We start from the raw sequence: 15,379 nt of genomic DNA on the forward strand, positions 1-15,379 counted from the left end.
GGAGTGACGCGGCGTGGACGCTCAGTCCTCGCCGCGGAAGATGTTGCCCTCCCCGGTGCTCACCGTGACGGTTGCGCCCCGGTCCTCGATCGCGGGCAGGCAGGTCCGCAGGTCTCCCTTGCCGTGCAGGCGACGGGTCCTGGACCAGCCCGTCTCGGGCCGGCGTGCGACGGGTTTCTCAACGGTCTGCGAGGTCACGGCGGTTCACCGTCCTTCCATGCCGCCCTCCGGGTCCCCGGGCAGGCTCGGGACAAACGAGCCGGGAGGCCCGTCAGCCCCTCGCCGCCGCACACACATTCGCCGGGGATCGGGCGCACCGGAGCTTGACGGCCGGGCCGAACCGGCCTGCTTGGCTCAGGTGTTGGGCCGCGCGACGCTGATGTCGCCCAGGGCCGATCCCGGATCGCGTTCCATGGCCGCGTCGCCGAGGGCGACGATGCCGACGGGGTGGCCGTGGTCGACGACCGGGATCCGGCGCACGGCGTGTTCGCGCATGAGCTCGATGGCGTGGTCCAGGTCGTCCTCGGGCGTGACGGTCACCAGATCGTCGCTGCACGCGCCGACCACGGTGGTCTGCTCCGGATCGCCGCCGCTGGCGAGGGAGCGCACCACGAGGTCACGGTCGGTGACCAGACCGCGCAGTTCGTCGCCGTCGGTGACCAGGACGGCGCCGAGGTCCTGGTCGCGCATGATCCTGGCAACGGCCGTGACGGAGGTCTGCGGTTCCACGGTGACCGGAGCGCTGGTCATGATGTCGCTGACGTGCTGAGTCATGACGTACCTCTCTTCTGCGGGGTGATGCGCTCCGGGTACCCCGCCTCAGTCGTCCAGTGCGATTTCGCTCCACACCTGCTTGCCGCCGCTGACGGGGACACTCCCCCAGGCCGCCGACACGGCCTCCACGAGGAGGATGCCGCGGCCTCCCGTGGCCTCCCAGCCGATGTTGGTGGGCTTGACGGGGGTGCGGGGCGAGGCGTCGGCGACGGAGACGCGCAGCCGGCCGCCGACGAGGGTGAGGGCGAGGCGGACCTGGCCGCCGGTGTGCACGAGGGCGTTGGTGACGAGCTCGGAGACGACGAGCAGGGCGGTGTCCATCGCGTCCTCGGGGACGCCCCAGACGCGCAGCGTGCGCCGAGTGAAGCGGCGGGCGTGCCGGGCGGCCTCGGGGACCCGCCAGACGGTCCAGCTCTCCCGGAGCGGATGGGTGTCCATGCCGTCGTAGCGCAGCAGGAGCAGGGCGACGTCGTCGCTGCGGCGGGCGCCTCCGAGGAGGGCGTCGGCGACGAGGCCGAGGTGGTCGGGGTCGGAGGCGGCCAGCCCGTGGGCGAGGCGGTTCATGCCCTCGTCGATGTCGGCCTCGGTGGACTCGACCAGGCCGTCGGTGGTCAGGGCGATCAGGGTGCCGGGCTGCAGCCGGAGCGGGGTCATCGGGAAGTCGGCCTGGGCCACCACGCCGAGCGGGGGGCCGCCGTCCGCCTCGGCGATCTCCGTGGTGCCGTCGGGGTGGCGCAGCACCGGCGGCAGATGTCCGGCACGCACGCACCAGGCGGTGCCCTCCTCCAGGTCGAGGTCCAGATAGACGCAGGTGACGAAGAGGTCGGTCTCCAGGTCCATCAGGAGGCGGTTGGCGCGGGCGACGACGACGTCCGGCGAGTGACCCTCGACGGCGTAGGCGCGCAGGGCGGTGCGCATCTGGCCCATGAGGGTCGCGGCGGCGGCGCTGTGGCCCTGGACGTCGCCGATGACCAGGGCGACGTGGTTGTCGAGCAGCGGGATCACGTCGTACCAGTCGCCGCCGAGCTCCAGGCCCGCGGTGCTGGGCAGATAGCGGGCGACGGCGATCGCGCCGGGCAGTTTGGGCAGGCGGCGGGGCAGCAGCTGGCGCTGGAGCATGCCGACGAGTTCGTGCTCGGCGTCCAGGGCGTGGGCGCGCATCAGGGCCTGTCCGGCGAGGCCTGCGGACGCGGTGAGCAGGGCGCGTTCGTCGGGGCCGAAGTGGTGCGGGGTGTCCCAGCCGATGAGGCAGGCGCCGGCCATGCGGCCCGCGGCCGGCAGCGGAAGGACCGCGAGGCCGCCGGGGCCGACGTCGGCGAGGGCGGGTTCGAGGACGGTGCCGGCGGGCCAGATCTGGGCGCGGCCCTCCCGCAGGGCCGTGGCCAGGGTGGGCATGGCCCGCACCGGCGCCTCGGGCCACTCGCTGCGCCACTCCAGGCGCCACAGCTCGGGCCAGGACTCCGGTTCGGGCGGGTCGAGGACGGTGACGACGAGCCGGTCGTTCTCCAGCTCGGCGAGGGCGATCCGGTCGGCCCTGAGCGGGGCGCGGAGCGCGGAGACGACGGCCTGGCTGACGTCGCGGACGGTGCCGGCCATGGCGAGGGCGGCGGCCAGGCGCTGCACGCGTGCCACGTCGGTGACGTCGGAGCGCAGCGTGGAGGCGTCGGCGACGGTGCCCACGAGCTGGGAGGGACGGCCCTCGTCGCCGGGCAGCATGCGGCCGCGCAGCCTGAGCCACTTGGGTGGCCCCGACAGCTGGAGGATGCGGAACTCCAGCTCACGGTCGCCGATGGACATGTGTCCGGCCTCGAACAGGGACATCAGCGAGGGCAGGTCCTCGGGGACGGTCAGGCCGAGCAGGGTCTCGACCTTGCCGTCGAACGCGGCCCGGCTCATGCCGAACAGCTCCAGGATCCCGTCGCCGACCTCGATGCGACCGGTGTCCATGGCGAGGCTGAAGGCGTTGGAGGGCACTTCCGTGCCCTCCACGGCGACCGCGGGGGCGGGGCAGACGATCGCGTCGGCGATCAGTTCGAGGCACTTGCGGTCCTCGTCGCCGAAACCGTGCGGGTCCTCGTTGACGGCGACGAGACAGGCTCGGCCGTCGTCGCCGTGCGCGGGCAGGACGGCCAGGTGGAAGTCCCGCCGGCCCGCCCCGAGGGGCTCCGAGCAGGCGGCGGCTTCCTGCGGGCCGAGGAAGAGCGGCCGGCCCGAGCGGTGCGCGTCGGCGGGCGGGGAGGCGCCGGAGCTCGGATAGCTGTCACGCAGCCCGTAGACCGTTCGGGGGACGCCGGCCGACGCGACGAGACCCAGCAGGTCCCCGTCCTCGCCGGGCGTGTACACGGCGGCGAGGGAGGCCCCGGCGAAGACGAGCGCCTGTTCGAGGACACGGCGCAGCCTTTCGGGCGATCCAGGACCGTCCGTGACCGATGTCAGGGCATTTTCGGCACGCAACGCTCTCGTTCTGCGTCCCGCAGCGCCCTCACTCACCACTTCGCCATTACAGCGCTTATACGGCAGGTGCGCAGCCCCTGTGAGCGTTCCGTGGCGCCTCAGCGGGCAGGCACGCTCGAAACCCTTCGAACACTTCTTGACGCATGCGTTCCGCACGGTGATCTCGTGACAGCCGTGACTGTCCGTGGCCACCGCCCCGCTGGAAGGCTCGTTGGCGGGCCACGGAAGGGGACGCATGGACAAGCGCTACGAGGTGTACGCGCTCGCCGACAGACACTTCTACGAGACGCCCGACCGGATCTCGGCCGGCGAGGCGCCCGTCTACGAGACGGCGCGCCGCGCGGTGCCGGACGGCTGGGACGCGGCACGCATCGGCGACTGGCTGACACTCACGCCGCTCGACCCCGACGGGAAGCTGGTGCCGGGCCCGTCCCAGGGGTGGAAGATCCACGCCTCGGCCACCCGGGCGAACGCGGAACGGATCGCCGCGATCGTGTGGGACTACTGCGTGCCCCGGCGCATCTCGTTCAAGTTCGTCCCGGGCCCGCATCTGCTGCACCTGCGCAACACCAAGTACGCGGCCCGCGACACCAGCGGCAAGTTCGTCACCGTCTACCCGGCCGACGAGAAGCAGCTGCACGATGTGCTGCGGGAGCTGGGCGAGCTCCTGGAGGGCTTCGAGGGGCCGTACATCCTCACCGATCTGCGCTGGTCCGAGGGTCCGCTCTACGTCCGCTACGGCGCGTTCGCGCGCACCTTCGTCGTCGACGACCGCGGCTCACTGGTGCCGGCGGTACGGGACGGCGAGGGCAAGCTGGTGCCGGACCGCCGGGCGCCGTCCTTCCAGGTGCCCGAGTGGGTGACGCTGCCCGCCTTCCTGGAGCCCCACCTGGAGGCGCGCAACACCACGACGGTCGGCGAGCTGCCGTACCGCATCGAGAAGGCGCTGCACTTCTCCAACGGCGGCGGGGTCTACACGGGTACCGACACCCGCGACGGGCGCAAGGTCGTCCTCAAGGAGGGCCGGCCGCACGCGGGACTGGCGGCCGACGGGGCGGACGCGATCGCCCGGCTGGAGCGGGAGAAGGCCGCCCTGGAGCAGGTCGCGGGGACCGGCGTGGTGCCCGAGGTGCGGGACTGGTTCACGCTCGGCGACCACTGCTTCCTCGTCATGGACTTCCTGGAGGGGCGCCCGCTGAACTCGTTCTTCGCCGAGCGGCATCCGCTGCTCACCCCGGACCCCGATCCGCGGGCCGTGGCCGACTACACGGCGTGGGCGGTGCGGATCCACGGAGCGGTGGAACGGGCGGTGGAGGCGGTGCACGCACGCGGGATCGTCTTCAACGACCTGCACGTCTTCAACATCATGGTCGGACCCGACGAGGAGTCGGTCTCCCTGCTCGACTTCGAGGCGGCGGCGCCGGTCGAGGAGAACGGCCGCCAGGTGGTCGCCCACCCCGGCTTCTTCGCCCCGCCGGACCGCAAGGGCATCGACGTCGACCGCTACGCCCTGGCCTGTCTCAGGCTCGCCCTGTTCCTGCCGGTGACCACGCTGTTCGTGGTCGACCGGGGCAAGGCGGCCCATCTGGCCGAGGTGATCCTGCGTCAGTTCCCGGACGTGCCGAAGGAGTTCCTCGACGAGGCGGTCGCGGAGATCACCCGGGACACCGCCACACGGGGCCCGGGAGACGCCGGCGGCGAGCGTGCGGCCTTCCGCGCCGAGATCGCGCCGTCCTTCGTCGAGCCCGGCGACTGGCCCTACAGCCGTGACTCCATGGTGAAGGCGCTCCTCGCCTCGGCCACTCCGGAGCGCGAGGACCGGCTCTTCCCCGGTGACATCACGCAGTTCAACGACGGCGGCGGCCTCGGGCTGGCACACGGCGCGGCCGGGGTCCTGTACGCGCTGGACGCGGTCGGCGCGCAGCGGTACGAGGAGGGCGAGCGCTGGCTCCTGGCCCGCACCGCACCACCCCCGACGGGCACACCGCTCGGGCTCTACGACGGTCTTGCGGGCATCTCCCACGTCCTGGACCGGCTCGGCCACCGGCAGCGCGCCCTCGACCTGGTCGAGCGCGTCCTCGCGGAACGCTGGCAGAACCTGTCCTCCGACCTGCACGGCGGCCTCGCCGGTCTCGGTCTGGTTCTCGGTGAACTGGCCGCCACCACGGGGGAGTCGGAGCTGCGGGAGCGTGCCGCCGAGGCCGCCGACGTCCTCGTACGACGACTCGCGCAGCCCCTCGCCGACACTCCCCAGCGGCGCCGGGCCGGGCTGCTGCGGGGGTGGACCGGGCCCGCGCTCTTCCTGCTGCGGCAGTACGAACGCACCGGTGAGCCCCTGCTGCTGAGGGCGGCGGAGGTGGCGCTGCGGCGGGACCTCGAGTGCTGCGTGACGCACCCCAGCGGCTCGCTCGAGGTCGACGAGGGCTGGCGGACCCTGCCCTACCTCGGTGAGGGAAGTGCCGGCATCGGAATGGTCCTGGACGACTACCTCGCCCAAGGGACCGACCCCGACGGGGAGTTCGAACGGGCGCGGGCCGGGGTTCTGACCGCCGCCACCAGCCGCTTCTATGTACAGCCCGGTCTCTTCCAGGGCCGCGCCGGGATGATCCTGCACCTGGCGCGCACGGACACCCCCGGCGCGACCCGCGAGCGGCTCGCCGAACAGATCGACGGGCTCGGCTGGTTCTCGATGGACTACCAGGGCCAACTGGCCTTCCCCGGCCACCAGATGATGCGCCTGTCGATGGACCTGGGCACCGGAACGGCAGGGTGCCTGCTCGCGCTCGGCGCGGCCCACGCGGCCCCCGGCGCTCCGGTCACCGCGCACCTGCCGTTCCTGCCGCCACCCGGGCGGCCCCTCCTACGCGGTTCCGCGACCTGACGGAGCCGTGACCCAACCCCGTCCCCACGGGTGGACGACACCGAAGAAAGGAAACCGAGATGGCACTTCTCGACCTGCAGACGATGGAGTCCGACGAGCACACCGGCGGCGGCGCGAACAGCACCCTCAGCCTGCTGTCGTGCGTCAGCGCGGCGAGCGTCACGCTCTGTCTCTGACAGGCATCGTGCGCCCATGACTCCGGGCGGTCCACTCCCGCGAGGGAGGGGCCGCCCGGGGTTCTGCACATCTCCGGAAGGCGCCGTATGACGACTCCCACCTCGCCGCGCGCCCCGCACGGCCTTCTGGGTCCGGCCCCCGCCCGCTGTCTGGTCCTGTGCCTGGTGAGCACGGCCGCCACCGGCGCCGGACTGCTGCTGCCGGCCGCCCTCGGCCGCACCCTGGACCTGCTCCTGGCGCAGGCACCGGCGACCTGCTGGGTGCTGTACTGCGCCGCACTGGTCCTCCTCATCGCCCTGCTCGACGCGGCGGAGACCGTGCTCGGCGGCGCCATCGACGCCCGCACCACCGCCTGGCTGCGCCGCCGCCTCACCGGACACGTCCTGGCCGTCGGCCCCCGCGCCACCGCCCGCTTCGGTCCCGGTGACCTCGTCGCCCGCCTCGTCGGCAACGCCGCTCAGGCCGGCACGGCACCGACGGCCCGCGCGGCACTGCTCGCCGCGCTCGCCGGACCGGTCGGCGCCGTGGTGGCCCTCGGCCTCGTCTCGCCCTGGCTCGCGGCCGTGTACCTGGCCGGAGCGCCGGTCCTCGCCCTGCTGCTGCGCGCCTTCGCCCGTGACACCCGGGAATGCGTGACGCGCTACCAGGAGGTGCAGGGCCGGATCGCGCAAGCGCTCTCGGAGGCCGTCGGCGGACACCGCACCATCCGGGCCGCGGGCACGGAGGACCGGGAGACGGCCCGCATCCTGCGCCCGCTGCCCGAGCTGTCGGAGGCCGGTCACCGCATGTGGCAGGTGCAGGGCCGGGCCTCGGGCCAGTCCGTCGCCGTGGCCCCGCTGCTCCAGCTCGGTGTCGTCGCCGTGGCCGGAGTGCTGCTCGCCCGGCACCGGGTCACGGTGGGCGAGGTCCTCGCCGCCTCCCGGTACGCGGTCCTCGCCACGGGGGTCGGCGCCCTGGTGGGACAGCTCGCCGGCCTGGCCAGGGCCCGGGCAGCGGCGGGACGTCTGGACGAGGTCCTCGCGGCGTCCCCCCTCGGACACGGCGAACGCCGGCTGCCGCCCGGTCCGGGGCGGCTGGAACTGCGCGGCGTCACCGCCCTGCGCGGCGCACGTGCCGTGCTCGACGGGGTCGACCTCGTCGTACCGGGCGGGACGACGCTCGCGGTGGTGGGCCGGTCGGGGGCGGGCAAGTCACTGCTCGCCGCGGTCGCCGGCCGGCTCGCCGAACCGGACGCCGGGGAGGTCCTGCTCGACGGGGTGCCGCTGCGCGAGCTCACCCACGACGAACTGCGCCGTTCCATCGGGTACGCCTTCGAACGCCCCGCTCTGCTCGGCGGCACCGTCGAGGAGGAGATCGGTCTCGCCCTCGGGTCCCCCTCCCCCGCCCGTGTCCGGGAGGCCGCCCGCACGGCCCACGCGGACGACTTCGTGCGCCGGCTGCCCGACGGTTACGACACTCTCGTCGCCGACGCCCCACGCTCCGGCGGGGAGTCCCAACGGCTCGGTCTCGCTCGGGCGTTCGCGCACGGCGGCCGCCTGCTCATCCTCGACGACGCCCTCTCCAGCCTCGACACGGTGACGGAGGCCCGCATCGCCGAGGCCCTGGTGAACGGCGGTGCGGGCGGCACCCGCCTGCTCGTCGCCCACCGCACCGCCACGGCGGCCCGCGCGGATGCGGTGGCCTGGCTGGACGGGGGGCGAGTGCGGGCGGTGGGGCCGCACGAGGAGCTGTGGCGGGCGGCGGAGTACCGCGCGGTGTTCGGGAGCGGGCCGGAGCGGACGGACGGCTGGGACGGGGGGCCGTCATGAGCCACGGCCCGGCAGGGCGCCGCGCCCGAGGTCGGCGGCCCGAAGGAGGCCGGGGACGGTGACCGACGGGATCCACGCACGCGGTCTCCGGTTCCTGCGGGCCCGGTGGCGGGTTCTCGTCCGGCTCGGTGGGTGGTCCGTGCTGGAGACCGCGCAGACCTTCCTCACCGGGTACGCGCCCGCCCGCGCCCTGGACGAGGGGTTTCTGGCCGGGCGGCCCGGCGTCGGACTCGCCTGGCTCGGGGTGGCCGGGATCGGGGTGCTCGTGGGCGCCTGGGGGACGGTACGGGTGTACGCCGCCGTCGCCGCGTTGGTCGAGCCGCTCCGGGACGTCCTGGTCGGGCGGGTGGTCGAGCGCGGGGTGCGGGAGGCGGACACGGGGGCGCTGTCCGGGCTGACCCAGCAGGTGGAGATCGCGCGGGACACGTTCGCCGGGCTCGTGATGGTGTCGCGTTCGTTCGTGTTCACGGCCGTCGGCGCCGTCGTCGGACTGGCTTCGCTCGACCCGCTGCTCCTCCTGGTCGTGGTGCCGCCGCTCGCCGCGGGACTGGGCCTGTTCGCGGCCACGCTGCGTCCGCTGGCCCGCCGCCAGGAGGAATACCTCGTGGCCGACGAGGCGCTGGCCGAGGGTCTCGGCAGGGTCTGCCCGGGGCTGCGGGACATCACGGCGGCCGGGGCGGAGGACCGGGTCGCCGCCGGCACGGGCCGACTTGTCGACACCGAGCAGCGAGCCGCGTACTCCCTCGCCCGCTGGTCCGTCCTGCGCGTGGTCTCCCTCGCCCTCGGCGGCCAGCTCCCGATCGTCCTCCTCCTCGCCTGCGCGCCCTGGCTCCTGACGCGGGGCGTCACCACGGGCGCCCTGGTCGGCGCCCTCGCCTACGTCACCCAGTCCCTGCTCCCCGCCCTGCGCAACCTGGTCCACGGGCTGGGAACGAGCGGCTCCCGGCTGGTGGTGGTCCTGCGGCGACTGGTCCGGGAGCCCGCCGCCGAACCGGGCGCCGAGGAGTCGGTCCGGCGGACGGGATCACACGACGCGAACCCTCTGCCCACCCACGCCTGCACCCCCGGCCCGAACGGCGGGAGGCACCCCCTGGCCCACGACCCCGCCGTCACCGCGGGCGCTACGCCGGAGTCGGACGCGGGTACCGAGGAGTCAGCCGAGCGGACGGGATCACACGACGCGAACCCTCTGCCCACCCACGCCTGCACCCCCGGCCCGAACGGCGGGAGGCACCCCCTGGCCCACGACCCCGCCGTGACCGCGGGCGCTACGCCGGAGTCGGACGCGGGTACCGAGGAGTCAGCCGAGCGGACGGGATCACACGACGCGAACCCTCTGCCCACCCACGCCTGCACCCCCGGCCCGAACGGCGGGAGGCACCCCCTGGCCCACGACCCCGCCGTGACCGCGGGCGCTACGCCGGAGTCGGACGCGCGCGACGCCGAGACCGACGACGGCCTCACCGACGCGAGGCCCGCCGACCGGCATGCCGAGCCGGGCCACCGCCTCACCCCGCGCACCCGGGCTCGGGCGGCGGACCACGAGTGCGACACCAGCCCCACCGAGGCCGCCGCCGCACACACCCCCACACGCGAGGCAGCCCCCGACTCCGACACCAGCCCCACCACAGCAGACACCCCGCACCGCACCGCACCGCACCCGACACATCGCACCCCTACCCCCGCCCTCTCCCTCACCTCCGTCTCCTTCGCCTACGGCCCCACCGCCACCCCCGTCGTCGACCGACTCGACCTCGACCTCGCACCCGGCGCCCATCTGGCCGTCGTAGGCCCCAGCGGGATCGGGAAGTCCACGCTCACGGCCCTGATCGCAGGGCTCCTGCACCCCACCGGCGGCATGATCCGGCTCTGCGGGCACCCCGTCCCCTCCCCCGACGCGGCCGCGCTGCGCGTGCTCATCCCGCAGGAGGCGTACGTCCACACCGGCACCCTCGCCGAGAATCTCGGGCATCTGCGGCCGGCCCCGGTGCCCGAGCCGGAGCTGCTCGCGGCTGCCCGGGCGGTCGGACTCACCCCGCTGCTCGAAGCCCTCGGCGGATCTCGGGCGACCGTCGACCCGGCCGCCCTCTCCGCCGGTGAGCGGCAGCTCGTCGCGCTGACCCGGGCCTATCTCTCGTACTCCCCCCTCGTTCTGCTCGACGAGGCCACCTGCCACCTCGACCCGCAGGCCGAGGAACGCGCCGAGCGGGCCTTCGCCGGCCGGCCGGGCACCACGCTGGTCGTCGTCGCCCACCGGATCAGCTCCGCCCGCCGCGCCGGGCGCGTGCTGCTGATGGACGGCCCGCGCACGGCGTACGGCACCCACGAGGAGTTGATGCGCGACTCTCCGGCGTACCGCGAACTCGTGGGCGGCTGGACGGCCGTGGTCCCGAAGCGGTCAGAGCCAGCCCTGCCCCTGGGAGATCCGGATCGCGTCGATGCGGTTGCGGGCCCCGGTCTTGCGGGTGATCGCGGCCATGTAGTTGCGCACGGTCCCGTGGGACAGGCACAGGCTCCCCGCGATCTCCGCGATGGAGGCCCCCTCGGCCGCGAGGGATAACACGCTCAGCTCCCGTCTGGTCAACGGCATCTCGGCGGCCTGGAGGAAGCCGAAGCCCAGCGAGTCGTCGACGAAACGTTTCCCTTCGGCGACCCTCCGGATCCCGCGCGCGAGTCGCTCCGGTGCCGCCCCCTCCTTGTCGACGTACCCGAGCGCCCCCGCCTCGACCGCACGCTTCAACAGCCCCGGCCGATTGGCGCTGGCCATCACGAGCAGGCGCGGCGGACTCCGGTCCGGCTCGCGCAGGGATAACTCGCCCAGCGGCGGAATGCCGTACGCGTCGGAGCAGTCGAGGTCGGCCGCGCAGACGTCGGGACGTACGGCGCGCAGACGGCCGGACGCGGTGTGCCACGGGGTGTCGAACACCCCGAGGTCCGGTTCCCGGCGGAGCCACTCCGCCAGGGCCGATCTCACCAGACACGCGTCGTGCACCAGAAGCACCCGGATCACTGCTCGTCCCCCTCGACTCGCTGTACTTGTTTCCGTGACATGAACGCGTGCCCCATTGTTCGGGTCCTGGACCGCCCTCGGGCGCGAAGAACTGGCCATCAGGATGCGCGGGGGCGCACACAGGGCGCCCGTGTACCGTCGCGCGCTTCCACTGAGGGGGCATGACCCGGGGCCGAGGGGGTAGGCGGTCGCCCTCGCCGTCGCGCGGGCACCCGTGTGTCCGCGCGAGGGAGCGCTCGCCGTGCGGGACCCGCCGTGAGGGGGGAGATTTGATCCCTGGGGGCCCGGCACGCGACAGCGGCCCGCGCCCCTTCCGGGACGCGCCCGTGCGAGGAGGTGGTCGGCGTGTCCGACGGGCATAGGTCCGCCCAGGCACCGGCGAGCGCACGGACCCGGGTGGGACGGCCACTGCTCTCCCTCGCGCTGGCGTCGATGATGGACGAGGTGCACGCCCACTCCGGCGCGGTGTATCTCGTGGCCGCCGACGAACCCGTGCTGGAGATGGCGGTGATGGCCGGCCTGCCGCGGGCGTTCGCGGCGCCCTGGGAGCGGGTGGGGCTGAGCGCGCCGATCCCGGTCGCGGAGGCGGTACGGGAGCGGCGGCTGGTGTGGGTGGGCGGCGAGCACGAGATGGCGCGCCGCTTTCCGCGGATCGCCGTGGTGCTGCCGTATCCCTTCGCGCTGGCCGCGGTGCCGGTGGCGACCTCGGCGAAGGTGTACGGCGCCGTCTTCGTGACCTGGCCCGGTTCGCACCCGCCGGACCTGTCCGACCGGGAGCGGGAACATCTGATCGCGGCCTGCGGACGGCTCGCGGTGCGGCTGGAGCGGGCGGTGGAGGACAACCTGTCGCCGCACGCCGAACCGGATCTGCTGGGCGGGGCCCAGGTCGGCAGCCCGGCCGCGACGCTGGGCACGGTGGAGGCGGCGCGGATGGTGGCGAGGCTGCCGTACGGGCTGTGTTCGCTCGATCTGCACGGCCGGATCTCCTTCGCCAACGCCGCGGCGGCCGAGCTGATCGGTGTCCCGGTCTCCCAGTTGCTGGGCTCGCAGCTGTGGGCGGCGGTGCCCTGGCTCAACGACCCGGTCTACGAGGACCGTTACCGGGCCGCGCTGCTCAGCCAGCACAGCACGTCGTTCGTGGCGCTGCGGCCGCCCGGGGACTGGCTGTCGTTCCGGCTGTACCCGAGCACGACCGGGCTGAGCGTCCGGGTCAGCCGGGCCCGGGCGGTGACGGAGATGAACCGGTCCGGTCCGCAGCCCGGCGACTCGCCGCCCCGACTGGTCACGATCTCGCAGCTGCTGAGCCTGGCCGGGGCGCTGACCGAGGCGGTGGGCGTGCAGGACGTGGTGCAGCTGGTGGCGGACGAGATCGCCCCGGCGGTGGGAAGCCAGGCACTGGTCGTGCTCGGTTCACGGGCGGGGCGGCTGCGCGTGCTCGGGCATCGCGGGTATGCGGACGCGCAGGTCGTGGAGCGGTTCGACGGGCTGCCGCTGTCGGAGCCGACGCCGGGGACGCATGCCCTGACCACCGGGGTGCCGGCGTTCTTCGACTCCCGGGAGCAGTTGGAGCGCCTGTATCCGAGGCGGCACGCCACCCCCGACGGGTTCGAGGCCTGGGCCTATCTGCCGCTGATCGCCTCCGGGCGCCCGGTGGGCACCTGTGTGCTGGCCTACACCGAACGGCACCCCTTCCCCGCGGACGAGCGGGCGGTGCTGACGAGTCTCGGCGGGCTGATCGCGCAGGCCCTGGAGCGGGCCGTGCTGTACGACGCCAAGCACCAGTTGGCGCACGGCCTGCAGGCGGCCCTGCTGCCGCACAGCCTGCCGTCGCTGCCCGGCATCGACGCGGCGGCCCGCTATCTGCCGGCCACGCAGGGCATGGACATCGGCGGCGACTTCTACGACCTGGTGCCGGTGGACGCGCTGGCGGCGGCGGTGATCGGGGACGTGCAGGGACACAACGTGACGGCGGCCGGCCTGATGGGGCAGATCCGGACGGCGGTACGGGCGTACACGACCGTCGGCCAGACACCGGCGGAGGTCATGCGCTCGACGAACCGGCTCCTGATCGACCTCGGCGCCGAGCTGTTCGCCAGCTGCCTGTATCTGCGGCTCGATCCGCGACGGGGGCGGGCCGTCATGGCCCGGGCCGGGCATCCGCCCCCGCTGCTCCGACGGCCGGACGGCCGGGTGCGGGTGCTGGACCTGGCCGGGGGCCCGCTGCTGGGCATCGACGGCTCGGCCGTCTACCCGACGACGGAGGTGGACCTCGCGCCCGGTTCCGTCCTCGCCCTCTACACCGACGGTCTGATCGAGTCCCCCGGTGTCGACATCGAGGACGCGCTCGCCGATCTGGGACGGCAGCTCGCCGAGGCCGGTGACCGTCCGCTCGACGAGCTGGCCGACGAACTGGTCCGGCGCAGCGCGGCCGCACGGGAGCGGATCGACGACGTGGCGTTGCTGTTGCTGCGGGCCGGCGACTGACACGGGCGGAAAGCCGACGGCCCGCCCGATGGAAACACGCCGGTCCGGCCCTCCCGCCGGACGGCCCGCCCGATGGAAACACGCCGGTCCGGCCCTCCCGCCGGAGGGCCGGACCGTTGCACCTCCCGGGCCGGAACCGCGGTGTGGCCGGAAGGTGGTCGTGCGGGCCGGCGTCGGCAGCGGAGGGTGGGGGGTGGGCCGCTGCCGACGCGGCCGGTTCAAGGTGTGGCGTCAGACCGACGGGGTCAGTTGTGCGTCTGGCCCGCGGCATCACCCGCTGCATCGCCCGCGGCGTCGCCCGCGCCGTTGCCGGTCTGCTGGCCGTTGCCGGCCTCTTCGCCGCCGATCACGTCACCGCCGGCCTGCTCGCCGCCGACTTCCTGACCGGCGCCGGCCTCCTCACCGGGGCTCGCGCTTGCGTCGCCACCGGCACCGGCCTCTTCGCCCGCACCGGCCCCGGCGTCGCCACCGGCGCCCGCCTCGTCACCGGCACCGGCACCGGCACCGGCACCGGCACCGGCACCGGCACCGGCCTCCCCGCCGCCGGCCTGGTCGTCGCCCGCGCCCGCGCCGCCGGCCGCGTCACCCGCGCCGAGCGTGGCGCCGACCGCCTGCAGGGCGGTGGTCACCGGCTGGAAGAAGGTCTCGCCGCCGACGGTGCAGTCGCCGCTGCCGCCGGAGGTCAGGCCGATCGCCGAGCCGTCCTGGGTGAACAGCGAACCGCCGCTGTCGCCGGGTTCGGCGCAGACGTCGGTCTGGATGAGCCCGGTGACGGTGCCCTCCGGGTAGTTGACGGTGGCGTCGAGTCCGAGGACCTGGCCGTCGGCGAGGCCCGTGGTGGAGCCCATCCGGAAGACCTGGGCGCCGACCTCGGCGTCCGCGGCCTGGTTGATCGCGACGGTCTGGCCGCCGCCGACGTTGACCTCGCTGGGTGCCTGGGTCGCCGGGTCGTCGTACTTGACCAGGGCGAAGTCGCCGTCGCCGGGGAAGGTGGCCTGGTCGACGGTGGCGACCGGCTGGCCGTCCTGGGTGTCCGACCACTGTTCGGCCGCGACCCCGCAGTGACCTGCGGTCAGGAAGGCGGGGCTGCCGTCACCCGCGGTGACGTTGAAGCCGAGCGAGCAGCGGGCACCGCCGCCGAAGATCGCGTCACCGCCGGAGACGAAGGTCTTGAAGGTGCCGGCCGACTTCTTGATGGTCGCCATGTCGGAGCCGAGGCTCTTCACGGTCGACTCGATGGTGTTCCACTTGTCGCCCGTGACCGTGCTGTCGGCGGTCACGAGAATCTTGTTGGTGCGCGGGTCGACCGCCCAGGACGTGCCCGGGATGGTCGCCTGCTCCTTCAGGGTCTTCGCGCCGGCCGCCAGTTCGGTGAGGCTGTTGTCGACCTCGCGGACCTTCGCACCGGCCTTCTTCGCCTGCACGACGACGTTCTTGTCGCCGGATATGACGTTCACGACGAGCTGCCGGCTGTCGGAGTCGTAGTAGGACCCGGCGAAGGCGTCGCCGAGCATCTTCTCCAACTGCGAGGCGAGGTCCGAGGCGTCCGTCGCCTTCAGAGTCTTCGGCGCGAGGGCCGCCGCGTCGTTCGACGAACCGTCCTGGGACGCGTTGGCGTTGGGCAGCAGAATCGCGGCCGCTCCGAGCGCCACCACAGTGCCTGCCGCGAACGCGGCCTTGCGCTTCGGAATTCGCTTGTGACTCAAACTTCTCGACCTCCTGGGGGACCGGAGTCTGTAACCGCCGTATGGCAGTTGGTTGTTCGGGGCGCCTGGATGGCCATGGGTACGC

Annotated in this window: 9 protein-coding genes and 1 pseudogene; 5 read left to right on the forward strand and 5 right to left on the reverse strand. The window is 73.9% G+C overall.

All coding sequences use genetic code 11. From position 1 onward, the window contains the following. Positions 1-21 precede the first annotated feature (21 nt). From OG841_RS04890 to OG841_RS04900, 3 genes are all read right to left on the reverse strand, one after another. On the reverse strand, positions 22-198 hold the full coding sequence (locus OG841_RS04890) for a hypothetical protein (protein ID WP_328642610.1): 177 nt from the start codon (positions 196-198) through the stop codon (positions 22-24). A gap of 156 nt (positions 199-354) precedes the next feature. Then, the gene (locus OG841_RS04895; protein WP_371563679.1) at positions 355-774 is read right to left on the reverse strand and encodes a CBS domain-containing protein; all 420 of its coding nucleotides are present in this window, start codon (positions 772-774) and stop codon (positions 355-357) included. 45 nt (positions 775-819) lie between these two features. After that, complete coding sequence (locus OG841_RS04900) at positions 820-3,267, reverse strand: SpoIIE family protein phosphatase (protein ID WP_371563682.1); 2,448 nt, start codon at positions 3,265-3,267, stop codon at positions 820-822. Positions 3,268-3,463: 196 nt separating this feature from the next. On the opposite strand from OG841_RS04900, the gene lanKC reads away from it, so the two are divergent. From lanKC to OG841_RS04920, 4 genes are all read left to right on the forward strand, one after another. Continuing rightward, positions 3,464-6,109, forward strand: a complete 2,646-nt coding sequence (gene lanKC, locus OG841_RS04905; RefSeq protein ID WP_328642607.1) for a class III lanthionine synthetase LanKC — start codon at positions 3,464-3,466, stop codon at positions 6,107-6,109. A 59-nt stretch (positions 6,110-6,168) separates the two neighbouring features. Further along, on the forward strand, positions 6,169-6,285 hold the full coding sequence (locus OG841_RS04910) for a SapB/AmfS family lanthipeptide (protein WP_020134771.1): 117 nt from the start codon (positions 6,169-6,171) through the stop codon (positions 6,283-6,285). Between the two features lie 87 nt (positions 6,286-6,372). After that, positions 6,373-8,094 carry an ABC transporter ATP-binding protein gene (locus tag OG841_RS04915; protein WP_328642606.1) on the forward strand — a complete coding sequence of 574 codons (1,722 nt, stop codon included), beginning with the start codon at positions 6,373-6,375 and terminating at the stop codon, positions 8,092-8,094. Positions 8,095-8,152: 58 nt separating this feature from the next. Next, the gene (locus OG841_RS04920; RefSeq protein WP_371563688.1) at positions 8,153-10,654 is read left to right on the forward strand and encodes an ATP-binding cassette domain-containing protein; all 2,502 of its coding nucleotides are present in this window, start codon (positions 8,153-8,155) and stop codon (positions 10,652-10,654) included. Here OG841_RS04920 and OG841_RS04925 read toward each other — a convergent pair. After that, positions 10,577-11,464: pseudogene (locus OG841_RS04925) on the reverse strand (response regulator transcription factor); the annotation flags it as partial. The gene OG841_RS04920 and the pseudogene OG841_RS04925 sit on opposite strands and share 78 nt — an antisense overlap. On the opposite strand from OG841_RS04925, the gene OG841_RS04930 reads away from it, so the two are divergent. Further along, a complete protein-coding gene (locus tag OG841_RS04930) occupies positions 11,441-13,588 on the forward strand; it encodes a SpoIIE family protein phosphatase (protein ID WP_371563691.1) in 2,148 nt (715 codons plus the stop codon). The pseudogene OG841_RS04925 and the gene OG841_RS04930 overlap by 24 nt on opposite strands. A gap of 245 nt (positions 13,589-13,833) precedes the next feature. On the opposite strand, the gene OG841_RS04935 is transcribed toward OG841_RS04930, so the two are convergent. After that, positions 13,834-15,294, reverse strand: a complete 1,461-nt coding sequence (locus tag OG841_RS04935; protein WP_371563694.1) for a S1 family peptidase — start codon at positions 15,292-15,294, stop codon at positions 13,834-13,836. Positions 15,295-15,379 lie beyond the last annotated feature (85 nt).

Origin of the sequence: Streptomyces canus, from assembly GCF_041435015.1 — a bacterium.
In the GTDB taxonomy this organism is placed as follows: domain Bacteria; phylum Actinomycetota; class Actinomycetes; order Streptomycetales; family Streptomycetaceae; genus Streptomyces; species Streptomyces canus_G.